The following is a 23308-nucleotide window of genomic DNA, read 5'->3' on the forward strand; positions in this document are numbered from 1 at the left end:
GCTCGGGTCCGGCCCGGCCGGCGGCGCGGTGTGCGGGTCCGGTGGGACGGGAGCGGTTCCGTGAGGTCACGGGGGGTTCCGGGGGCGTCCCGGTAGCGGTCCGTGGTCCCCGCGGTCCCATGCACCACACGCCTCCCCGTACAGGTGTCCATTCCGTCAAACTTCCGAGCCCGGTTTTGTACACATACGGCTCATGACGGGGCCAGGGGGAAGGGCGATAGCCTTGACGGCGTGATCAGCGCGATATCCGCCAGGGGCGACGAAGCCCCTGCCCCGCGCCCGGCGCCTCCGCGCGACCGGGGCGCCGCTGATCCGTGTCGTCGCCAGGGGTCCTGGTCGCATTCGGCCGATTACGCCCCTGCTCTCCCCCATTCCGGCATACCGTCGTCCCAGGAGTGCGGACAGCCCGCACGGCGACGTTGTGTCACCGCCATCGATGTCACGCAACGGCGCGCGACAGGAGCCAGAGGACATGCAGACCAAGCTGGACGAAGCCAAGGCCGAGCTGCTCGCCCGGGCCGCCCGGGTAGCTGAGAACAGCCCTGCCGGGGGACAGCATCCGGCTCCGGGCCCCGGCCCGGAGGCCCTCACCGCGTATCTCCAGCACTACTACCTGCACACCGCCCCGGAGGACCTGGCGGGCCGCGAGCCCGAGGACGTCCTCGGGGCCGCGCTGTCCCACTTCCGGCTGGCGGAGAACCGGCCGCAGGGCACCGCGAACGTGCGGGTGTACACGCCCACCGTCGAGGAGAACGGCTGGACGTGCACCCACTCGGTGGTCGAGGTGGTCACCGACGACATGCCGTTCCTGGTGGACTCGGTGACCAACGAGCTGTCCCGGCAGGGCCGGGGCATCCACGTGGTGGTCCACCCGCTCGTGGTGGTCCGGCGGGACGTCACCGGCAAGCTGATCGAGGTGCTCTCCCCGGGGGCCGACGGCAAGGCCGCCGAGGACGGCGCGGAACTGCCGCACGACGCCCGCGCCGAGTCCTGGATCCACGTGGAGATCGACCGGGAGACCGACCGGGGCGACCTCAAGCAGATCACCGGCGACCTGCTGCGGGTGCTCTCCGACGTCCGCGAGGCCGTCGAGGACTGGGAGAAGATGCGCGACGCCGCGCTGCGCATCGCCGGGTCGCTGGACACCGAACCCACCGCCGAGGACCTGCGCGAGCACGAGGTGGAGGAGGCCCGTGAGCTGCTGCGCTGGCTCGCCGAGGACCACTTCACGTTCCTGGGCTACCGCGAGTACGAGCTGACCCAGGTGCCCACCGAGTCCGGCGGCGAGGAGGACGTGCTCACCGCGGTGCCCGGCACCGGCCTGGGCATCCTCCGCTCCGACCCGCACCTGCGCGACACCGACGGCGCGCAGCCGGCCACCGCGGCCGGACCGGCGGGCGGCGGCTCGGCGTCCTTCAGCCGGCTGCCCGCCGACGCCCGCGCCAAGGCCCGCGAGCACCGCCTGCTGGTCCTCACCAAGGCCAACAGCCGCGCCACCGTGCACCGCCCCTCCTACCTCGACTACATCGGGGTGAAGAAGTTCGACGCCCAGGGCAACGTGATCGGCGAGCGCCGGTTCCTGGGCCTGTTCTCCTCCGCCGCCTACACCGAGTCGGTGCGCCGGGTGCCGGTGATCCGCCGCAAGGTGCAGGAGGTGCTGGACGGCGCCGGGTTCCCGCCCAACAGCCACGACGGCCGCGACCTGCTCCAGATCCTGGAGACCTACCCGCGCGACGAGCTGTTCCAGACGCCGGTCGACCAGCTGCGCTCGATCGTCACCTCCGTGCTGTACCTCCAGGAGCGCCGCCGGCTGCGGCTGTTCCTGCGCCAGGACGAGTACGGGCGCTACTACTCGGCGCTCGTCTACCTGCCGAGGGACCGTTTCACCACCGATGTGCGGCTGCGGCTGACCGACATCCTGCTGGAGGAACTCAGCGGCCGGCCGCCGGTGGACTTCACCGCCCTGCACACCGAGTCGGTGCTCTCCCGGCTGCACTTCGTGGTCCGGGTGCAGCCCGGCACCGAGCTGCCCGACCTCACCGACGCCGACGTCGAGCGCATCGAGCGCCGGCTGGTGGAGGCCGCCCGCTCCTGGGCCGACGGCTTCGCCGAGGCGCTCGGCGCCGAGGTCGGCGAGGAGCGCGCCGCGGAGCTGATGCGCCGCTACGGCAACGCCTTCCCCGAGGGCTACAAGGCCGACCACTCGCCGCGCAGCGCCGTCGCCGACCTCCAGCACCTGGAGCGGCTCACCGCGGCCGGCGGCGAGCAGGAGTTCGCCCTCAGCCTCTACGAGCCGGTCGGCGCCGCCCCCGGCGAGCGCCGCTTCAAGATCTACCGGGCCGGGACGCAGGTCTCCCTCTCCGAGGTGCTGCCGGTCCTCAGTCGGCTGGGCGTGGACGTGGTGGACGAGCGGCCCTACGAGCTGCGCTGCTCGGACCGCACCTCCGCGTGGATCTACGACTTCGGGCTGCGGCTGCCGGGCAGCGGCGGCGACCCGCTGCCGGACGACGCCCGCGAGCGCTTCCAGAACGCGTTCGCCGCGGTGTGGACCGGCCGGGCCGAGAACGACAACTTCAACCAGCTGGTGCTGGGCGCCGGGCTGGACTGGCGGCAGGCCATGGTGCTCCGCGCCTACGCCAAGTACCTGCGGCAGGCCGGCTCCACCTTCAGCCAGGCGTACATGGAGGACACCCTCCGTACCAACGTCCACACCACCCGGCTGCTGGTGAGCCTGTTCGAGGCCCGGATGTCCCCGGAGCGGCAGCGGGCCGGCACCGAGCTGACCGACGCCCTGCTGGAGGAGCTGGAGGCCGCCCTGGACCAGGTCGCCTCGCTGGACGAGGACCGCATCCTGCGCGCCTTCCTCACCCTCATCAAGGCGACCCTGCGCACCAACCACTTCCAGACCGACAGCGAGGGCAACCCGCACTCCTACCTGTCGATGAAGCTGGACCCGCAGGCCATCCCCGACCTGCCCGCGCCGCGCCCGGCGTACGAGATCTGGGTGTACTCGCCGCGGGTGGAGGGCGTCCACCTGCGGTTCGGCAAGGTCGCCCGCGGCGGTCTGCGCTGGTCGGACCGGCGCGAGGACTTCCGCACCGAGATCCTCGGCCTGGTGAAGGCCCAGATGGTGAAGAACACCGTCATCGTGCCGGTGGGCGCCAAGGGCGGCTTCGTCGGCAAGCGGCTGCCCGACCCGTCGATCGACCGGGACGCCTGGCTGGCCGAGGGCATCGCCTGCTACCGCACCTTCATCTCCGGTCTGCTCGACATCACCGACAACATGGTCGGCGGCGAGGTCGTGCACCCCGAGGGTGTGGTCCGGCACGACGAGGACGACACCTACCTGGTGGTCGCCGCCGACAAGGGCACCGCCACCTTCTCCGACATCGCCAACGAGGTCGCCCAGTCCTACGGCTTCTGGCTCGGCGACGCCTTCGCCTCCGGCGGTTCGGCCGGCTACGACCACAAGGGCATGGGCATCACCGCCCGCGGCGCCTGGGAGTCGGTCAAGCGGCACTTCCGCGAGCTGGGCCACGACACCCAGACCCAGGACTTCACCGTGGTCGGCGTCGGCGACATGTCCGGCGACGTGTTCGGCAACGGCATGCTGCTGAGCGAGCACATCCGGCTGGTCGCGGCCTTCGACCACCGGCACATCTTCCTCGACCCCGACCCGGACGCCGCGGTCTCCTACGCCGAGCGCCGCCGCCTGTTCGAGCTGCCGCGCTCCTCGTGGGCCGACTACAACACCGAGCTGCTCTCCGCGGGCGGCGGCATCCACCCGCGGACCGCGAAGTCCATCACCATCACCCCGCAGGTCCGCGCCGCCCTCGGCATCGAGTCGGGCGTCACCAAGATGACCCCGGCCGAGCTGATGCGCGCCATCCTGCTGGCCCCGGTGGACCTGCTGTGGAACGGCGGCATCGGCACCTACGTCAAGGCGCACACCGAGTCGAACGCCGACGTGGGCGACAAGGCCAACGACGCGATCCGGGTGGACGGCCAGGACCTGCGGGTCAAGGTCGTCGGCGAGGGCGGCAACCTGGGCTGCACCCAGCTCGGCCGGATCGAGTTCGCGATGGCCGGCGGGCGGATCAACACCGACGCCATCGACAACAGCGCCGGCGTGGACACCTCCGACCACGAGGTGAACATCAAGATCCTGCTCAACGCGGTGGTCCGGGACGGCGACATGACCGTCAAGCAGCGCAACAAGCTGCTCGCCGAGATGACCGACGAGGTCGGCTCGCTGGTGCTGCGGAACAACTACGCGCAGAACACCGCGCTGGCCAACGCGGTCGCCCAGGCCCCCAGCCTGCTCCACGCCCACCAGCGCACCATGCGCCGCCTGGTGCGTGACGGGCACCTGGACCGGGCCCTGGAGTTCCTGCCCACCGACCGGCAGATCCGCGAGCGGCTCTCCGCCGGCCGCGGGCTGACCCAGCCGGAGCTGGCGGTGCTGCTCGCCTACACCAAGATCACGGTGGCGGAGGAGCTGATCGGCACCTCGCTGCCGGACGACCCCTACCTCCAGCACCTGCTGCACGCCTACTTCCCCAAGGCGCTGTCCGAGCGGTTCGCCGAGCAGATCGACGCCCACGCGCTGCGCCGCGAGATCATCACCACGGTGCTGGTCAACGACACCGTCAACACCGGTGGTTCGACCTTCCTGCACCGGCTGCGGGAGGAGACCGGCGCCTCCATCGAGGAGATCGTCCGCGCCCAGACCGCGGCCCGGGCCATCTTCGGCCTCGGCGAGGTCTGGGACGAGGTCGAGGCGCTGGACAACATCGTCGCCGCCGACGTGCAGACCCGGATGCGGCTGCACTGCCGCCGGCTGGTCGAGCGCGGCAGCCGCTGGCTGCTCAACAACCGCCCGCAGCCGCTGGAGCTCGCGGAGACCATCGACTTCTTCCAGGAGCGGGTCGCCGCCGTCTGGACGGAGCTGCCCCGGCTGCTGCGCGGCGCCGACCTGGAGTGGTACGAGGGCATCTACGAGGAGCTGACCGCCGCCGGGGTGCCGCAGGCCCTGGCCACCCGGGTCGCCGGCTTCTCCTCCGCCTTCCCGGCGCTGGACGTGGTGGCCACCGCGGACCGCACCGGCAAGGACGCGCTGGCGGTCGCCGAGGTCTACTACGAGCTGGCCGACCGGCTGTCGATCACCCAGCTGATGGACCGGATCATCGAGCTGCCGCGCGCCGACCGGTGGCAGTCCATGGCCCGCGCCTCCATCCGCGAGGACCTCTACGCGGCGCACGCCGCCCTCACCGCCGACGTGCTGTCGGTCGGCGAGGACGAGGCGACGCCGGAGCAGCGGTTCAAGGCGTGGGAGGAGAAGAACGCAGCGATCCTGCACCGCGCCCGCACCACGCTGGAGGAGATCCAGGGCTCGGAGACCTTCGACCTGGCCAACCTGTCGGTGGCGATGCGGACCATGCGGACGCTGCTGCGCTCGCACGCCTGACGGCACACCGTGCCCGACGGCACACCGTGAGGGGCGGTACGGACCGGTGGGGTCCGTACCGCCCCTCACGGGTGTCACCGGCCCGGTTCCGCGGCGGGCCGTGCCGCGGGCGTGGAGCGGACCGCCGCGGAACCGGGCCGGACCGCGGACCACCGGCCGGGGCCGGGCCCGGGGCGCAGGGCCACCCCCAGCCGCACCGACCGGCCGCCGTGGCCGATCGCCAGCTCGGCGGGGACACCGCCCGGGGCGGCGGTGAGCCGGCCGGCGGCCACCCGCAGGACGAGGGCGGCCGCGCCTCCCGGCAGGGGCTCGATCCGGGCGGCGCCGTCCGGCAGGGCCCGCGGCGCCGCCCCGTCCCGTTCCAGCAGCACGGTCACCGGCACCGGCCGGGCGGGCGTGCCGAGCGCCACCGGGATCACCGCCGTGACCAGCCCGCCGGCCTCGGTCACCACGGCACCGGAGAGGTCCCGGACCACCCGGCCCAGCGGGCCGAGGGGGCCGTTCACCGAGACGCTGAGGTTGTCGTGCGGCCGGGTCCAGTAGGGGTTGACGAACAGGGCGGCGGGCCCGGCCGCAGGGGCGACTTCGGCCGTGGGCGCGACGGCCGATGCCGGTCCGGCCGGCCCGTCAGGCGGCGCCGGTGCCGGTTCCGGCGGAGGGTCGTGCGGCGGTGGTGGTGGGGGTTGGTGAGGTGGTGCCGGTGCCGGCGGGGGTTCGTGGGGCGGTGCCGGCGGGCCGGGGCAGAGGGCGGGGAGCAGCTGCCGCGTCACCCGGTCCGCCCGGTCCGCGCCCAGCCGCCGGTTGGACCCCCAGCCGCAGGCGTCCAGCCGTACGAACACGTCCCAGACGCCGTCCAGTGCCAGGCCGTGGTCGGCGGTGGCCGGGTCCAGCGCGAACTCGGCCTCGAACCGCACCCCGTACCGGGCGGGCCGGGCCCCGGTGCCGCCGCCCGCCGGGACACCGGCCGCCGGTTCGCCGGCCGGGGGCTCGCCGGAGGCCGGGACGTCGTGGCGGCGCACGGTGGTGGGAAGCGCCAGCAGCGTGGCCTCGTCACGGTGCCGGATCTGCCCGGTGAGGGTGGCCCGGGCCAGGTCACCGGCGCAGTCGGCGGCCTCCGCGACGCCGGGGACGGCCGCGATCCGCGGCGGCAGGCACAGGCGCCGGCGACCGCCGCCGCGGTCCTCCACCAGCACCGGGGTGGTCCCGCCGCCGGCGGTGGGCCGGACCAGCTCGGTGCCGATGCGCACCCGCAGCACCCCGTCCGCCCAGCGCACGTCCTCCAGGCGCGGCCGGTGGCCGGTGCCGTCCTCCCACCGGGCGTACTCCTCCATCAGCACCCGGTCCCCGTACCGCACCAGCGCCGAGGCGACGCGCTGCTTGGCCGGCAGCAGCCGGTCCACCCGCGGCGGCACGCAGTCCCGGGCCAGCGAGCGGACCGCGCGGAAGACCTGCCACCGGTACCAGACCGGCTTGGCGGTGAACTTCTCGCCCTCCAGCCGGTGCAGCGCCTTGGTGGCGTACCAGTGGGCGATGAACGCGTCCCGGCGCGGCCCCGGTTCCAGGTGGTCGGTGACGATCCGCAGCACGGCGCGGACGCTGCCCAGGTACTTCCGGGGCTCGGCGCGGGTGAAGCTGATGTGGTGCGCCCCCTCGTCGTGGCGCACCCAGTGGTAGCAGGTGTAGTCGTGCACGGTGGCCACCCGCCGCGCGGCGAGGTACGCGCGGAGCATGAACATGTGGTCCTCCAGCCGCACTTTCCCCTCCGGGAAGCGGATGCCGTGCGCGGTGAGCAGCTCGCGGCGGAAGAGCTTGTGCACCGTCATCGAGGTGAGCAGCACCGGGTCCCGGAGGATGTGGCCGTCGGACATCGGCTCGTCGTACAGCACCCGGGACACCCCCCTGCCGTGACCGGCGGTCCGCCCGGCGACGATGTCCGCGCCGGTCTCCACCGCCCGCGCGTACAGCCGCTCCAGGGCCCGCGGGGCGAGGTGGTCGTCGTCGTCCACGAAGAGGACGTACGCGCCGCGCGCCGCGTCGAGGCCCACGTTGCGGGGGCGGCCCGGCCAGCCGGAGCAGGGGGTGCGCAGCAGCCGGACGTTGCCGTCCCCGGCCGTCTCGGCGGCGAGCAGCGCGGGGGTGCCGTCGGTGGAGCCGTCGTCCACGTAGATGACCTCGAACGCCTCGCGCGGCAGGGTCTGGGCGCGGAACGAGGCGAGGCCGGTCAGCACCGTCCGGCCCGTGTTGTGGACCGGGACCACCACGCTGATCCGGGGGCCGGCCGGGTTCGTCGGACTCATCGGGCACTGCTCCCCTCACCCGGGCGGCCGGACCGCCACCGGCGGCGGCGCGGAGCGGTGGGGCCGCTGTTCCGCACCGTAACGGCCGGGCCGGGGCAGCGCCCCCGGTGCGCCGGGCGGCGGGGCCGACCGGGTGACGTGGCGGGCCGGGTGACGTGGCCGGGGGGTGTGACGGCCCGGGGCGGAGCGGGCGCGGTGTGGCCCGGGGGCATGGGGGTGGGGATGGGCGGAGGGGCGCAGGGCACGGGCGCGGGGCCGGGCGGCGGAGTGCGGGCGCGGGCGCGGGTGCGGGACCGTGCGGGGCCGGGGTCAGCCGGTCTCGCCCAGCGGGGAGGGACGGATCACCGCGAAGGGTGCGCCGGCCCCGTCGGTGACGAGTGCCATCCGGCCGGCCACCATGTCGAACGGCGGTTGCAGGACCGTGCCGCCGGTCGCCGCCAGCCGGCGGCAGGTGTCGTCGGGGTCGGTGACGGCGAAGTACACCAGCCAGTGCGGCACGGCCTCCGGCGGCGCGCTGGCGGGCAGCGCCTGCATGCCGCCGACCGGGCGTCCCGCCACGGTGAGCGTGGAGTACCCCTCCGCGCCCGCCACGTCCTCCACGGGGGCGGGCTCGATGCCGAACACCGCGCGGTAGAAGGCGCCGGCGGTGGCCGGATCGGTGGTGTTCAGCTCGTTCCAGATGACGGTGTTGGGCTCGTTGACCAGGCCCGCGCCGACGAACTCGCGGGCCTCCCACACCCCGAAGACGGCCCCGGTCGGGTCGGCCGCCACCAGCATCCGGCCCAGGTCGTGCACCGCCATGACCGGGCTGTGCACGGTGCCGCCGTGCGCGGCGACCGCCGCCGCGGTGGCGTCCGCGTCGTCCGAGGCGAGGTAGGTGGTCCACACCGTCGGCGCGGCCGGCTCGTCGGTCACCGCGTCGTCCATGATCTGTGCGGCCATGATCCCGGCGACCGGCAGTCCGCGGAGCGCGCAGACGCTGTAGCCGCCGGTCTCCGGGGGTCCGATCTCGCCGGACCAGCCGAAGAGCCCGGCGTAGAAGTCGAGGGCGGCCTGCTGGTCGGGGGCCGCCAGGTCGGTCCAGCACGGGGTGCCCGGCGCGTAGCGGGTGGTGACTTCCGGCATCGGTGACGCCTCCAGTTCGGCGAGGTCACCGGGCCGTCCGCAGGCCGGCCGGCCCGGTCGTCCCGTACCACCCTTCCCCGCCGCGGGCCCGCGCGCCACTCGGGCCCCGCGTTACCCGGCCCCTGGCGGGACCGGCCACCGGCGGGACGCAGGAGCGCGCCGCCCCGGGCGCACGTATCCCGGGGCGGCGCGGTCGGCGGCCGGTGCCGGCCCGGCCGGATCAGAAGTCGTCGGCGCCGTTGCGGAGCTGCGGGGTCCAGTAGCCGGTCGCCCAGGCGGACGGGTCGACGGCGATGCCTTCCGCGCCCGGCGCCCGTACGGCCTTGACCTCGTCGCTGCCGTGCAGCGTGACGGAGAACGCCGTGACCGGCTCGGTCTCGTCGTCGACGCCACCGTTGGAGACCCGCACCAGGGCGTACGCGGGGGCGCCCGGGGTGAGCACCACCGGCGCGGCCGGCTTGCTCTTGGCGACCGCGGGCACGTTCTCCCGGTGGCTCTCCAGGAACTGGATCTCCGGGAAGCCGTTCAGCCGGCAGCTGGTGCGGGAGGTGTTCTTCGCGGTCAGCACGATGTGGGTGTAGGGCGGGCCGTCCTGGTGGGCGGCGGTGATGGAGAGGTTCTTCACGGTGCACAGCGGGGTGGTGGCCTTGGCGCCGGCGGCGGGCTTCGCCGGGGCGGTGGCCCCGGTGCCGCCGGTGGTCTTGCGGCCGTCGGACGAGGTGGCGGTACCGGTGGCCTTCGCCGTACCGCTGGTCTTCGCGGTACCGGCGTCCTGGGCGGCCTCACCCTGAGCGGCGTCCGCGCCCTGTGCGGCGTCCGCCTCCGCGGCCGTGCCGGAGTCCTGGGTGGCGCGCTCCGCGGCGGCGACCGGCTGGGTCTTGCCGTCCGTCGTCCCGGCCGACCGGGCGTCCGACCCGCCGTCGCCGCAGGCGGTGAGGGCCAGGGCCAGGACGGCGGTGGAGGCGGCGGCCAGGGCGGTGGTGCGGGTGCGGAAGGTGCGCATTGGGGGTCCCCCGTGATGGTGGTCGGTGGCGCCGCCGGATCGGTGGCGGGCCGTGCCCGCGGTGCGGACGGGTATGACTCTGCCGCCCGCCGCTGATCACCGGCTGCCGTCTCACTAACGCTTGACTGACGCCGCCGGACGGGCCCCGGTACGGGGTGCCGGCGGGGCGCCGGCCGGCGGACCACGGTGGCTTCCCGCACCCGCCGCCCGCGCTGAGCCGCGGACGCTGCTCGGCCATGCCCTGCCCAGGCGTACTGACCACATCCGGAAGGGGCGCGGGCCGCCGTCCATTCCGGACCACCGGACATTCCGGATCGCAGGGTGTGCCGGGGCACGGCCCGTGCCGGGTCGCCGGGCACCGGGCGTTCCGGGGGAGCGCTTGTGCCGGCACCGGGCGTGCCGGGTGCGCCGGGGCACGGCCCGTGCCGGTTGCCGGGTGCGCCGGGCCACCGGACGTTCCGGGGCGGCGCCCGTGCCGGCGACCGCCTGTGGCGGGGTCACCGGGCGTTCTGGGGCACCGTCCGTGCCGGGGCACCGGTTGTCAGGAGCGGCCCGCGTCCACCGGTGGGGCCGGGGGGATGTCCCGCGGCTGCTCCCCGGAGGCGTCCGCCGCCGGGCCCGGGGCGACGTCGGCCGCCGGCGGGGACACCTCCGGCGCGGTGACCGGGGAGGCAGGGGAGGCAGGGGCCGCGTCCGGCTCCCCGGTGGCGCCCTCCGCCGCGGGCCCCTCCGCCGGTGACACGTCCGGGGCGGCCACGTCGGGCGGGGACCCGTCCACCGGAGCCGGCCCGGCCGGGGGCGCCTCCGCCGGAGGGCCGGACGGCTTGGCCGCGTCCCCCGGGATCTCCTCCGCGATCCCCTTCGCGCTCCCCTTCGCCACGGGCCCGTCCGGCGGGGGCGTACCGGCCGGTGACACCGGGGCCCCGGCCTCCCCCTCCGCCTTCCCCCCGGGCTCAGCCGGGGCCGGGGCGGACGTCAGGGTGATCACGCCGCCGGCGGGCGCCGTCTCCGGGGCGCCGGGCGGCGCGTCCGGCACCGGCGGGACGACGGCGCCGGGGGTCTCCGGAGCGGCGGCGGGCGCCGCGTCCTGGCAGGGCATCAGCAGCCGCACCACCCGCTCGGCGGCGTGCCCGTCGTCGAACTGGCAGAAGCGCTCCCGGAAGGCGGCCCGCAGCCGGGTGGACTCCGCGTCCTGCCAGCGGCCCTCCCGGAAGATCGCGATCAGCTCGTCCTCGGTGCGGGCCACCGGCCCGGGGGTGTCGCCCGGCCGGCCGGAGAGCAGGTCGAAGTACACGCCCCGGGTGGCCCGGTAGATCTCCCAGTCGTCGGCGTGGATGACGATCGGGCGGTCGAGGTTGGCGTAGTCGAACATGATGGACGAGTAGTCGGTGACCAGCGCGTCGGCGGCGAGGCAGAGTTCCTCCACCGATCGGTGGCGGGACACGTCGATCACCAGTCCCTCTTCCTGGAGCCGCTGCAGCCCGGGGTCCTGCCCGTACGAGTAGTGGGCCCGGACCAGCAGCACCATCCGCTCGCCCAGCGCGCGCGCCACCCGCTCCAGGTCCAGCCGCGGGGTGAAGCCGCGTTCGTAGTCGCGCAGGGTGGGGGTGTAGAGGATCGCGGTGCGGTCCGGGTCGATCCCCAGCTCGGCCCGGATCCGGGCGATGTCGCCGGGGGTGGCGGTGAAGAACACGTCGTTGCGCGGGTAGCCGGTCTCCAGCAGCTGGTACGAGGAGGGGTAGACCCGCTCCCACACCTCGCTGGAGTGCTGGTTCGAGGAGAGCGCGTAGTCCCACCGGTCCACCCGCTTGAGGAGGTTGGTGAAACTCATGCCGGCCCCGGCCGCCGGGTACCGCTGCTGGTCCAGGCCCATGCACTTGAGCGGGGTGCCGTGCAGCGTCTGCAGGTGCACCGTGCCGGGCCGCTTCACCACGTCGTTGGCGAAGTTGACGTTGTTGATGAGGTACCGGGCCCGGGCCACCGTGCGGTAGTACGCCCGGGTGCCGGGGATCACGTATTCGACCCCCTCGGGCAGCGCCGCCACCTCGGACTTGCGCACCACCCACACCCCGCGCACCTGCGGGGCCAACTCCCGTGCCTTGTGGTAGATGGCCGCCGGGTTGCACAGCACCCCGCGGTTCCAGTACGCGGAGTAGACCGCCAGGTTCTCGTCCACCGGCTGGCCCAGGTGCACCCGGTACAGGGCCCGTTTGGCGCGGGTCGCCACCGGGCGGCGGACGGTGCGCCGCAGGCGGCGGGCGCCGCGCACCCAGTGCCGGGGCAGCTCGTGGGCCCGGTAGCGGGCGAACGAGCCGCGCCGCAGCGCCTCGAAGCGCTCGGCCTTCTCCGGCGGCGGGGTGAACCCGGGCGGCAGGTGCGCGTCGTACCACTGCGCGGCCCGCCGGAACCAGCGGGGCCGGTCGGGGGTGGCCACCCGGGCCGGGTTGTCCAGGCAGAACAGGAAGTGCGAGACCGCCCGCTCGAAGAGCAGCGGGCGCAGCGGGGTCAGCTCCGGCCGGCCGTCCAGGAAGGTGAACAGCCGGGTGTACTGGTCGAAGATGACGAAGTGGGCCGCTCCCGGGCTGCGGGTGCTGGCCCCGCTGCGGCGCTGGCGGTACTCCAGCCCCACCAGGTCGGTGGCGGCGATCCGGCGGGCGGTGAGCATCGTCCGGTAGGACAGCAGCGCGTCCTCGTAGATCCCCTCGCTGAACGCGAAGCCGTGTCCGGTGTAGAAGTCCCGGCGGTAGACCCGGTTGGACGACATCGCGAACAGCCGCAGGAACTGGGGCCGGTCCAGCACCGAGAAGACGTCGGTGCCGGCCGAGGCGAGGAGGTCGCCGTAGAGGCTGCGCTCGCGGCGGCCGTTCCAGTAGGTGCGGACGTGGTCGAAGTAGAGGATGTCCGGGTCGTCGTTGACGGCGAGCCGGTCGGCCAGCCCCTGGAGGGTGCCGGGCGCCAGGGTGTCGTCCCCGTCGAGGAAGAGCAGGTAGTCCCCGGTGGCCTGCTCCGCCCCGGCGTTGCGGGCCCGCCCGGGGCCGGAGTTGACCGGCTGGTGGACGGCGATCACCCGGCCGTCGCGGGCCGCGTACTCGTCGATGATCGCCCCGCAGAAGTCCGGTGAACAGTCGTCCACCGCCACCACCTCGACGTCCCGGAACGACTGGGTCAGCACCGAGTCCAGGCAGGCGCGCAGATAGCCCTGCACGCGGTAGGCGGCGATGACGATGCTGAAACGGGGCATGGCGCTCCTTCTTCGGTCGTCGGGGGTGGCACCCGCCGCGGCGGTGCGGCGCCCGCCGGGCCGGGGCCCGGCGGGTACCGGCCCGGCGGACGTACCGTCCGCCGGGTACGGGCGCGGGGTCAGGGCGTGCCGATCGGCTCGCCGGCGGCGGGCCCACCGGCGGGCGGCACGGCCCGGGGCGGCTCGGCCGGTGCGAGCGGTGCCACCGGCCCCGGCGGACGCGGCCCCGCGCCGGCCGGCGCCGCGGGGCCCCTGCCCGGTGGGCGCCGGCCCCGGCCGGGCGGGAGGCCGGGTCCCGCGGGGCGGGCGCCCGGTCCTGCGGGGCGGGGGGCCGGGTCCTGCAGGGGCGGGGGCCGGGCGGTCCTCCGCGGCGGGGGAGGGGAACGGACGGGTGGCGGCGGCCGGCGACGGGGAGGGCGAGGGCGCCGCGGCCGGTGACGGGGCGGGGGGCCGGGGCGGGCGGTGCCGCCGGGGCCGGACGGTGCTCGTCGGACGGGCCGGGCACCGGCAGCACGTCGCGGAGCGGGACGGCGTCCCGGGCGGGCAGCGGCAGCCCGTCGGGGGCCGGGGCGGGCCGGCGCTCGGACATCGGCACCACCGGCTGCGCCGGCGACCCGGCCTCGCTCAGGAAGATCCGCCGCACCACCCGTTTGGCCACCCGCCCGTCGTCGTACGGGCAGAACCGCTCGCGGAACGCCGCCCGCAGCTCCGCCGCGTGCGCGTCCCGCCACGCGCCGCCGGTGAAGATGTCGATCAGCTCGTCCTCGGTACGGGCCACCGGCCCCGGGGTCTCGCCGAGGCGCCCGGAGAGCAGGTCGAGGTAGACGCCCCGGGTGGCCCGGTGGATCTCCCAGTCGTCGGCGTGCAGCACGATCGGGCGGTCGAGGTTGGCGTAGTCGAACATCAGGGACGAGTAGTCGGTGACCAGCGCGTCGGCGGCGAGGCAGAGGTTCTCGACCCGGGGGTGTGCCGAGACGTCGATGATCCGCGGGTGGTCGGCCGCCTGGGCGCGCAGCGCCTCCGGGTGCCGGGGATGGGCGCGGGCCAGCAGCACGTACCCCGGCCCCAGCGCGTACGCCAGCCGGACCAGGTCCAGCCGGGGCCGCCGGCCGCTCTCGTGGTCCCGGTGGGCGGGCGCGTACAGGACCGCCGTCAGCTCGGGCCGGATGCCCAGGTCGGCGCGGACGCGGGCCACGTCGGCGGCGTCCGCCCGGTGGAAGACGTCGCTGCGCGGGGAGCCGTACTCCAGCGTGATGTGGTCCGCCGGGTACGCGCGCTCCTGGACCAGGCTGGCGTGCGGGTTGGCGGAGAGGCTGAAGTCCCAGCCGTCCACCTGCTCCAGCAGCTTCGCGAAGTCGGTGCCCCGGGCGGCGGCCGGACGCTCCAGGAGGTCCAGGCCGCGGTGTCCCAGCGGGGTGCCGCGGTGGGTCTGGAGCACGATCTGGCCGCGGCGCTTGCGCAGCCCGTCGACGTACTCGGCGTCGGTGACCAGGTAGCGCGCACGGGCCAGCGCGGTCCGGTGCGCCACCGAGTCCGGCTCGATCCGGCGCACCCCGGGCGGCAGGGCCGCCGCGTGGCCGGACGTGGTGACCCAGGCGGTGCGGACGTGCGGGGCCATCTCCCGGACCTTCGCCTCGATGGCGGCCGGGTGGCCGGTGTAGCCCCCGTTCCGGTACGTCACGAAGACGGCGAGCCGGGTGTCGACCGGCAGGCGGCGCTGGAGGCCGTGGTGGAGGCCGAGCAGCGCGGTGCGCAGCGCGCGGCGGACGGCGAGCGCGCGCCGGGCGGCCCGGTGCCACCAGCGGGCCGCGGTGTGCGCCGGCCCGAAGGCGCGGTAGGCGCCCAGGCGCAGCAGCAGCGCTCGCGCCCGGGCGCGCGGCGTGGCGCCGGCGGGCGTGGCGAAGGCGGCCGGACCGGGGTGGTGGCGGCGGTGGAGGGCCCGGGCGCGGCGGTGGAACTCCGCGCGGGCGTCCGGTGGCACCCGGTCCGGCGCGGCGTACAGCGCGGCCAGGTCGGAGGCCATCCGGCGGAACAGCGGGGCGCGCCAGCCGGCGAGGTCGGGCCGGGTGTCGAGGAGGGCGAAGGCCCGGTCGTAGCTGTCGAAGACGTCGAAGAGACCGCCGTGGTCACATCCGGCGGTACCGGGGCCCGCGGTGCCGGGGGCGGCGCCGTGCCGGCGCAGCCGGTGGTGGACGCAGACCCGGTCCAGGAAGGTGACGGCGGGGGCGGCCGGCAGCACCGCGACGGTCCAGGGCACCTCCGCGTACCGGCCGGCCGGGAAGGCGAACTCCCCGCGTTCGACGAACTCCCGGCGGTACGCGGTGTTCCACGGCAGCGTGCGCAGCCGCAGCAGCTCCGGGTGGTCGGCCGGGCGGTACACCTCGGGGCGGCCGGGGACCGGTGCGGGCAGCGCTGCCCCGGGGTCGCGGGTGGTGCGGCCCGACCAGTGCAGCCACGCGTGGCCGTGGACCAGCAGCTCCGGCTCCCCGGTGGCGGCCAGCCGCTCGGCGATCGCCCGCAGCGAGCCGGGGGCGAGGACGTCGGCGCATTCGAGGAAGAGCAGGTAGTCCCCGGTGGCCCGCCGCAGGCCGGCGTTGCGGGCCGGGCCCGGGCCCAGCCGCTCGGGGAGGTGGACGACCCGCACCCGGTGGTCCCGCGCTGCGGCCTCGTCGAAGATGGTGCCGCAGGCGTCGGGTGAGTGGTCGTCAACGGCGATCAGCTCGAAGTCGGGGAAGTCCTGGGTGAGGACGGAGCGCAGGCAGTCGTGCAGGTACGCCTGGTCCTGGTGGGCGGGGACGATGACGCTGAACCGGGGCACGGCGGATCCCAAGGGTCGATTCGACGTGGCAGAAGATTTGTCCCACTATCATCTGAATGATTATGGAATCTTAGAGGCTGCTCCGGCCCGGGTCGGGGAATACGCCCCGTTCGGCGTAACGGCACGCGGCGGGGACGGGGACGGGGGCGGACGGCCGGCGCACGGCACGGGGCCGGCCGGGTGGCGCGGGACGGCGGCCCGGGGTACGGGGGCGACCGGACCGGACCGGGCCAGCGGCACGGCGGCCCGGGGTACAGGGGTCGGCCGGGCGGCACGGGGCACGGCGGCCCGGGGTACGGGAGCGGCGGGCGTACCGGCGCGGCGCGGCGTACCCGGCACCGGAACGCGGCGCGGCGAACCGGCACCGGAACGGCGTGAGGGCCGGGCGGGAACCTTCTCGGCTCCCGCCCGGCCCTCCCGGCCCTCCGGCCCTCCCGGCCCTCCGGTCCGTTTTCCCCTCTTCCGGCCGTCACCCCGTCGGACGTGCCGTCGCGTCACCGGTGCCGGCGGTCGCCCCGCCGGCACCGGGCCGGTGTCACTTCACCGCGCCGGCCATCACGCCCGACACGAACTGCCGCTGGAAGGCGAAGAAGACCGCCAGCGGAACCACCATCGAGATGAAGGCCCCCGGCCCGAGGATGTCGATGTTGTTGCCGAACTGGCGCACCTGCTGCTGGAGCGCCACCGTGATCGGCGGGTTCCCGCTGTCCGCGAAGATCAGCGCCACCAGCATGTCGTTCCACACCCACAGGAACTGGAAGATGCCCAGCGAGGCGATGGCCGGCGCGCCCAGCGGCAGCACCACGCGGAAGAACAGCCGCAGCTCGCCCGCGCCGTCCAGCCGCGCCGCCTCCAGCAGTTCGCGGGGGATCTCCGCGAAGAAGTTCCGCAGCAGGAAGATCGCGAACGGCAGGCCGAAGGCGGTGTGGAAGAGCACCACGCCGGTGGTGGTCTCGAAGATGCCGATCTCGCCGAAGAGCTTGGCCACCGGGATCAGCGCCACCTGCACCGGCACCACCAGCAGCCCCACCACCACCATGAACCACCCGTCGCGCCCGCGGAAGTCCATCCAGGCGAACGCGTAACCGGCCAGCGCGCCGATCAACACCACCAGCACCGTGGACGGCACGGTGATCGCCGCCGTCGTCCACAGCGAATCGGTGATCGCCTCGTTGCTCAGCAGGTCGTCGTAGGAGCTGAAGGTGAGCTGGCCGGGGTCCCCGAAGACCTTCCACCAGCCGGAGACGTCCACCTCGGCCGGATCGCGCAGCGAGGACAGCAGCAGCCCCGCGGTCGGGGTCAGCCACAGCAGCCCGACGGCGACGAGGAAGAACCGCACCGCGCCGCCACCGGCCCGCGCCGCGATCCGCGAGGCCACCGAGGGCTTGGCGGCGGTGGCCCCCTTGGCAGGGGCGCCGGACGTCCCGGAGGCGGAGCCGGCCTTCGAACGAGGGGTCGCGGCCATGGCGGGGCCGGTGGCCGCGGCCGGGTTGGAGTCGGTCATCGGCGGCGCTCCCTGCGGATACGGCGAACGTTGAAATACATCACGGGAAGGACGAGCACCAGCAGGAACACCGAGATCGCGCTGCCGACACCCTGGTTGACGTCGGTCCCGAAGGACGACTGGAAGAGCTGGAGCGCGAGCACGTTGGCGTCGTCCTGGGTGGTGCCCGGCGCGATGATGTAGACCAGGTCGAAGATCTTCAGCACATTGATCATCAACGTGACCACGACCACCGCGAGCACCGGCGCCAGCAGCGGCACCGTCACCCGCCGGAAGACCTGCCACTCGCTGGCGCCGTCCACCCGCGCCGCCTCCAGCAGTTCCCGCGGCACGCTCGCCAGACCGGCCGCGATCAGGACCATCGCGAACCCGGCCCACATCCACACGTACGACCCGATGATCGCCGGGGTCACCAGCGACGGGCCGAGCCAGTCGACCCCGTTGTACGGCTCGTCGAAGTTGGCGGCCGGCAGCCGCAGCTGTGCCCCTTCCGCCTTCCCCGGCAGGGTGTACGTGCCGTCGCCGCGGGTGGTGGCCCGCGCCACCACCTCGCCGTCCCGCACGGCCTCCACCGTCACCCCGGCGAGCGCCTTCTCGCCCGGGTCCAGCGCCCCGTGCCGGCCGCCGCCGCCCCGGGTGAAGTCGAACCAGACGGTACCGGTGACCTTCCCCGCCTCCGGGCGGGCGGCCACCGCCTCCTGGGCGCCGCCGATGTCCTGCCGCTTGGCGCCCACCAGCGGGACCAGCTGGGCGGCGCCCGCGCGGGCCTGTCCCGGCACCGTGTACGAGCCGTCCGGCGACTCGCCCAGCCCGGAACCGTTCCGCGGGTGCGCCCCGGGGAACGGCGGCCGGTCGGCGAAGGTGTCGTGGACCGTCACGGTGATGGCGTTCGCCACGCCCCGGTCCGGGTCCTGCTCGTACACCAGCCGGAAGATGATGCCCGCCGCCAGCATGGAGATCGCCATCGGCATGAAGACGACCAGCTTGAACGCCGTCGCCCAGCGGACCCGCTCGGTGAGCACCGCGAAGATCAGGCCCAGCGCGGTGGCCACCGAGGGCGCCACGATCACCCAGATGACGTTGTTCTTGACGGCGGTGCGGATGGCGTCGTCGGAGAACACCTCGCGGTAGTTGTCGATCCCGACGAACCCGTCGCCCGACGCGTCGAAGAGGCTGCGCCAGACCGAGTAGCCGATCGGGTAGACCACCAGCGCGCCCAGCAGCGCCAGCGCCGGCAGCAGGAACAGCGCCGCCACCCACGGCCGGGTGCCCAGCAGGGACCGCCGGCCGCGCCGCCCGGTCCCGCCGCCCGCCCCTGCCGGGACGCTGCCGCCGCCCGCCCCGGCCGGCCCGGTGCCGCCGGTGCTCCCTTCCGAACTCTTCTCTCGTGCCTTCCCCTGCGCGGGAACACGTCCTTGCGCGGGCGGTGGCGAGCCAGGCACGGCCTCGCCGCCCGGAGTCGCGGTCATGGTGTGGGTCTCCCCCGTCGCGTGATCAGTTCTGGTACGCCTTGGCGGCGTCTGCTTCCAACTGGCGCTGAATGCCCGCCACATCGCGTGGGTTCTTGAGGAAGTCCTGCAGCGCCTTCCACTCGCCCTGCGCCGGCTTGCCGCCGAACGCGGCCGGCGCCTGGTCGGACATGTCGAAGCGGAAGTCGTCGCCCGCCGCGATCAGCGCCGTGGCGATGTCGCGGAACTGGGCGTTGGGGTAGGCCTTGACGTCGAGCGCCTTGTTCGCCGAGACGTAACCGCCCGCCTGCGCCCAGATGTGCGCCGCGTCCGGCGAGGCGAGGAAGGTCAGCAGCGCCTGCGCCGCCTTGCTGTCCCGCAGCGCCACGGCCACGTCCCCGCCGGTGACCACCGGCGCCTTCTCACCGACCGCCGGGAACGGGAAGACCTGCGCCTCCGCGCCCAGCTCCGCGCCCGCGTCGGTGACGTTGGCGGCCACGAAGTCGCCCTCGAACACCATCCCGGCCTCCGGCTCGGCGGCGTTGCCGAACGCCTTGGTGACCGAGTCCGGGAACGCGGTCTGCAGCGCCCCGCTCCGCCCGCCGGCCAGCATCCCCTTGCGGCCCCACAGCTCGGCCAGGGTCTCCAGCGCCCGGGTCACCGACGGATCGGTCCACTTGATCTTGTGCTGGGCGAGCTGGTCGTACTTCTCCGGCCCGGCCTGGGAGAGGTAGACGTTCTCGAACCAGTCGGTGAGCGTCCAGCCGTCCGCGCCGCCGACCGACACCGGGTCGGTCCCGGAGTCGGAGATCAGCTGAGCCTGGTCGAGCAGCTCCCGCCAGGTCTTCGGCTCCTTGGCGCCCGCGTACTCGAACGCGGCGGTGTTGTACCAGATCAGCGACTTGTTGCTGACCTTGAAGTACACCCCGTACCGGGTGCCCTCGTGCGAGCCGAGATCCTGCCAGCCGGGCGAGAAGTTCTTCTCCAGCTGCGCCTTGGCCTCCGGCCCGAGCGGTTTCGCCCAGCCCTTCTCGGCGAACTCCCGCAACACGCCGACCTGGCCCACCAGCGCCACGTCCGGCGGCTGACCACCGGCGATCTTGGAACCCACGAAGGCCGACATGTCGTCACCGCTGGGCACGAACGACACCTCGGCGCCGGTGCGCTTCTCGAACTCGTCCAGCACCTTGGTGAAGTTCGCCTGCTCGGTGCCCGTCCACACCGCCGCCACCTGGAGTTTCTGCCCGCTCAGCCGCGGCAGCTCCACGGTCGTCGGCGGCGCGGAACCGGCCTGCGCACCGTCCTCGGAACCGCAGCCGGCCACCGTCAGCCCGAGCGCGGCCACCGCCGCCCAGACCGTAGCTACCCGCGTTGACCGGCGCGCCGGCCGCGCCCCGGCCACCCGGTCCGTCTCCCCCGGTGGGGGAGCGGACGTCCGCGCGTGGCCCGCCCCTTGCGAGCGCCGCGGAATCCGTGAGCGCTTCGAGCGCTGCGTATGAGGCGGAATGCGCATCCCCGTGTGTCCCTCCCGTACCGGCCTTGTCCAGCCGTCCCCGTAACCCGGCGGCCGGCGGCCGGACGCGCGGTACGCGCCCGGGTCCACGTCCCGGCCGGTTCCCCGCCCGTGCCGGGTGGGGTCCGTCCGCGGTCGCGCCCGGGTCCGGCGTGTGCCCAGGTCCGGCGGCTTCTCGCCCCGTGTCCGGCCGTTCCCGTTCGGACAGTCCTACGCCCGGCCACCGGTCCCCGCAATACCGTTATGGAGATCAACTCCCTGATCGTGACCGGGATGTGATGAAGGGTTAGGCGAGTCGCGGAGGAGTCGGACAGGAGGGAAACGAGGGGCAGGTGAGACACCCCCGGGCACGCCCGGCACCGACGGCGGGTCACCGGGCCGGCTGTCCGCGGCGTCCTCAACGTGGTTCGTGGCGTGCGCCGTTGGGGCGGGGGCGGGGCGGCGCACGCCGGACGCGACGCGTCATGGGTGTCGAACTGAGTGTGCCGCCGGTCTGGTTCGGGCCCGGGCGGTGGGGTTCCGGGTGGTGGGTGGGTACCGGCGAGCCGTACCGGGTCGAGGTGGCCGGCGGACAGGATGGCGGCGGCCCCGCCCGGGCCCGACCCCGGCGGGCCAGGAGCCGGTGGATACGGGTGGGCGGCCGGTGGATGGCCGGTCGGCCGTGGCGACGGTACCGGGGGCGGCGGGCGGCCCGAGGCGGCACTGCGGGCGGCGGGGCTGCTGTCCGATATTCGGTGGCCGGTGGCCGGTGGCCGGTGGCCGGTGGCCGGTGACTGGTGGCCGGTGGCCGGTGACTGGTGCCGGTCGGGTTCCGGGGTCGGTTCGCGGCCGGGTACGGCCGGGCGGGCGCGCGTCCGGGGGCCGGCGTGCCGTCGGGTTCGGGGACGGACGCACGACCCTCGGGGTGGGCGTCCCCGGGCGGGCGTCGGCGGGAGCCGGGCCGGCCGGCCGCCGTGCGACGTCCGGTATCCGATGACCCGCGTCCGGCTGTCCGGTGTCCGGGCCGTGGCGGGGCCCGGGCAGGCGGCGGGCCGGGGCCGTGCCGGCCGCCCGGCGCGCGAGGCCGTACGCCTCCTCGCCCCGTGGAGGCGCCGGGAGCCGGGGGGCGGGTGCCGGAGAGCGGAGGTCCGTCACACCGGAAGGGCGCCCGGCCGTCCCCGCCCGGCCGGGCGGGGACGGCCACGGACCAGGGGCGGCCGGGGACGGCGCGCTCAGCCGAGGGCCGGGGCGGTGGGGGCCTGTGCGGACTGGGCCGCACGCTGCAACGCGCTCGCGAGCAGGGCGAGGTCCGTCGGTCCGTTGCCCAGCTCCCGTACCGGTCGCCGGGTCGGCGGGTCGCCCATCCGGGTCCAGTCCAGCGGCACCACGGTCGGCCGCTGGGTCGCGGTGCGGGGTATCCGCCCGGTGACCCGCCCGGCCTGGAACGGGGTGGCCACCGCGTCGTCCGGCCGGTGCAGCCGCCCGCGGCCCGGCACCGTCGCGCCGCCCGCCCGGTGGTCCGCCGCCCGCCCCGGGCCGTCACCGTGTCCCGGCCCACCGTCGCCGTGTGCCGTCCCGTCGGGGCGGCCGGGTTCCTCGGTCGGGGCCGACGGTTCCAGGGTGATCCGCAGTCCGGCGTGCTCCACGGCCGCGGTCTCCGCGGTGCGGTCCGGGCGGCCGGACGCGGCGACGAGGTGGACGCCGAGCCGGGCGCCGTCCCGGGCCACCGCCTCCAGCGCACGGACGACCGAGCCGGCGGCCGGCCGCCCCGGGCTGCCCAGCGCCGGCGCCACCAGGGCGTCGAAGTCGTCCACCAGGACCACCAGCCGGGGCAGCGCGGTCCGCGCGGTGAGCCGTCCCGCGTCGGCCGCCGCGCCGGACTGCCGGCCGGGGCGGAGCTTCAGCGTGCTGCTGGGCGGCGTCTCCAGGTCACCGCGGTGCCCGTGACCGTGGCCGGTGCCGGACGGCGGCGCGGCGCCGTCCGTCCCCGGCAGGTCCCCGCCGGACCCTTGCGGCGGACCGCCCGCCTCCGGCCGCCGCCCGGCGCCCGGGTCGGTGGCGGACGGACGCCCGGAGGCGGCGAGCGCGGCCGGTACCGAGCGCGTCCCGGGCGCGCCGGCCCGCGGTGCGCCACCGGCGTCCGGTGCCGGCCGGGCGTCCGGCGCGGTCCGGGTGTCGCCGGGGCGGCGCGGCGCGATCACCCGCGGCGCGGTGTCCCGCTGCTGCGCGTGCCAGGTGACGAAGTCCAGCCGGCCCAGGAGTTCGGCGCGCCGCTTCAGCTCCGCCGCCAGGGCCTGGGCGAACTCCCGCATCCGGACCGGGTCGGAGGCGGCCAGATAGGTCGAGACGTGCGGCAGGTCGGTACAGACCCGCAGCCCCTCGCCGCGCTCCGCCCCGCCGCCGTCCACCAGCACCATCGCCAGGCGGTCCGGCCGTTCGGCGGCGGACAGCGAGGCGGCGACCGACCGCAGCAGCTCGGTTTTGCCGGTGCCCGGGCCGCCGTCGATGAGCAGGTGCGGCCCGTCGGCGGCCAGGTCCACCGAGAGCGGCCCGGCAACCCCCGCGCCCAGCACGGCCAGGGTCCGGCCGCCGGTCGGCACCTCGTCCGCGGCGGCCGCCCAGCGGGCCAGCAGGGAGGCGGGCGTGGCCCGGGCCAGCCCCAGTTCGTCCAGGAGCCGGGCGGTGGCCGGCAGCGCGGCGGCGCCACGGCCCGCCCCGGCTCCGTACGCCGCGCCGGACGGGCGCAGTGGGGCCAGCGCCCGCGCGAAGCGCTCGGCCCACGCGGCGGACACCGCGTCCACCGTCGCCACGCCCTCGTACAGCTCGACGCCGCCGGCCGGCTCCCCGGCCCGGGCGGCCGGACCGGTGAACACCGGCGGGACCCGGCCGGCGCCCCCGGCCGGGCCGGGAGCG

8 protein-coding genes and 2 pseudogenes are annotated in these 23308 nt (G+C 75.5%); 1 reads left to right on the forward strand and 9 read right to left on the reverse strand.

Translation table 11 applies throughout. From position 1 onward, the window contains the following. The first annotated feature begins 472 nt into the window (after positions 1-472). A complete protein-coding gene (locus IHE55_RS18660) occupies positions 473-5467 on the forward strand; it encodes an NAD-glutamate dehydrogenase (protein ID WP_197990059.1) in 4995 nt (1664 codons plus the stop codon). Between the two features lie 74 nt (positions 5468-5541). Here IHE55_RS18660 and IHE55_RS32330 read toward each other — a convergent pair whose 3' ends face one another. The 9 genes and pseudogenes from IHE55_RS32330 to IHE55_RS18705 all read right to left on the reverse strand — a co-directional run bounded on the left by IHE55_RS32330 (position 5542) and on the right by IHE55_RS18705 (position 23268). Further along, positions 5542-7764 carry a glycosyltransferase family 2 protein gene (locus IHE55_RS32330; protein WP_197990060.1) on the reverse strand — a complete coding sequence of 741 codons (2223 nt, stop codon included), beginning with the start codon at positions 7762-7764 and terminating at the stop codon, positions 5542-5544. A 309-nt stretch (positions 7765-8073) separates the two neighbouring features. Next, positions 8074-8889, reverse strand: a complete 816-nt coding sequence (locus IHE55_RS18670; RefSeq protein ID WP_197990061.1) for a VOC family protein — start codon at positions 8887-8889, stop codon at positions 8074-8076. Positions 8890-9109: 220 nt separating this feature from the next. Continuing rightward, the gene (locus IHE55_RS18675) at positions 9110-9892 is read right to left on the reverse strand and encodes a DUF4232 domain-containing protein (protein WP_197990062.1); all 783 of its coding nucleotides are present in this window, start codon (positions 9890-9892) and stop codon (positions 9110-9112) included. A gap of 1003 nt (positions 9893-10895) precedes the next feature. Continuing rightward, positions 10896-13133: pseudogene (locus tag IHE55_RS18680) on the reverse strand (bifunctional glycosyltransferase/CDP-glycerol:glycerophosphate glycerophosphotransferase); the annotation flags it as partial. A 688-nt stretch (positions 13134-13821) separates the two neighbouring features. Further along, positions 13822-15951, reverse strand: a pseudogene (locus tag IHE55_RS18685) (bifunctional glycosyltransferase/CDP-glycerol:glycerophosphate glycerophosphotransferase); the annotation flags it as partial. Between the two features lie 535 nt (positions 15952-16486). Further along, the gene (locus IHE55_RS18690) at positions 16487-17416 is read right to left on the reverse strand and encodes a carbohydrate ABC transporter permease (RefSeq protein WP_197992104.1); all 930 of its coding nucleotides are present in this window, start codon (positions 17414-17416) and stop codon (positions 16487-16489) included. A gap of 35 nt (positions 17417-17451) precedes the next feature. Then, positions 17452-18702 carry a carbohydrate ABC transporter permease gene (locus IHE55_RS18695; RefSeq protein ID WP_197992105.1) on the reverse strand — a complete coding sequence of 417 codons (1251 nt, stop codon included), beginning with the start codon at positions 18700-18702 and terminating at the stop codon, positions 17452-17454. A 247-nt stretch (positions 18703-18949) separates the two neighbouring features. Then, positions 18950-20248 (reverse strand): ABC transporter substrate-binding protein, encoded by a 1299-nt coding sequence (locus IHE55_RS18700; RefSeq protein ID WP_307826732.1) that lies wholly within the window; start codon positions 20246-20248, stop codon positions 18950-18952. A 1379-nt stretch (positions 20249-21627) separates the two neighbouring features. Beyond that, the gene (locus IHE55_RS18705; RefSeq protein ID WP_443742609.1) at positions 21628-23268 is read right to left on the reverse strand and encodes an FtsK/SpoIIIE domain-containing protein; all 1641 of its coding nucleotides are present in this window, start codon (positions 23266-23268) and stop codon (positions 21628-21630) included. Between the last annotated feature and the right edge of the window lie 40 nt (positions 23269-23308).

Source organism: Streptomyces pactum, from assembly GCF_016031615.1.
In the GTDB taxonomy this organism is placed as follows: Bacteria; Actinomycetota; Actinomycetes; order Streptomycetales; family Streptomycetaceae; genus Streptomyces; species Streptomyces pactus.

Excerpts from the sequence above, each read along its gene's own strand:
- IHE55_RS18660 (WP_197990059.1), top strand. The coding sequence starts at position 473 with ATGCAGACCAAGCTGGACGAAGCCAAGGCCGAGCTGCTCGCCCGGGCC.
- IHE55_RS32330 (WP_197990060.1), bottom strand. The coding sequence starts at position 7,764 with ATGAGTCCGACGAACCCGGCCGGCCCCCGGATCAGCGTGGTGGTCCCG.
- IHE55_RS18670 (WP_197990061.1), bottom strand. The coding sequence starts at position 8,889 with ATGCCGGAAGTCACCACCCGCTACGCGCCGGGCACCCCGTGCTGGACC.
- IHE55_RS18675 (WP_197990062.1), bottom strand. The coding sequence starts at position 9,892 with ATGCGCACCTTCCGCACCCGCACCACCGCCCTGGCCGCCGCCTCCACC.
- IHE55_RS18690 (WP_197992104.1), bottom strand. The coding sequence starts at position 17,416 with ATGGCCGCGACCCCTCGTTCGAAGGCCGGCTCCGCCTCCGGGACGTCC.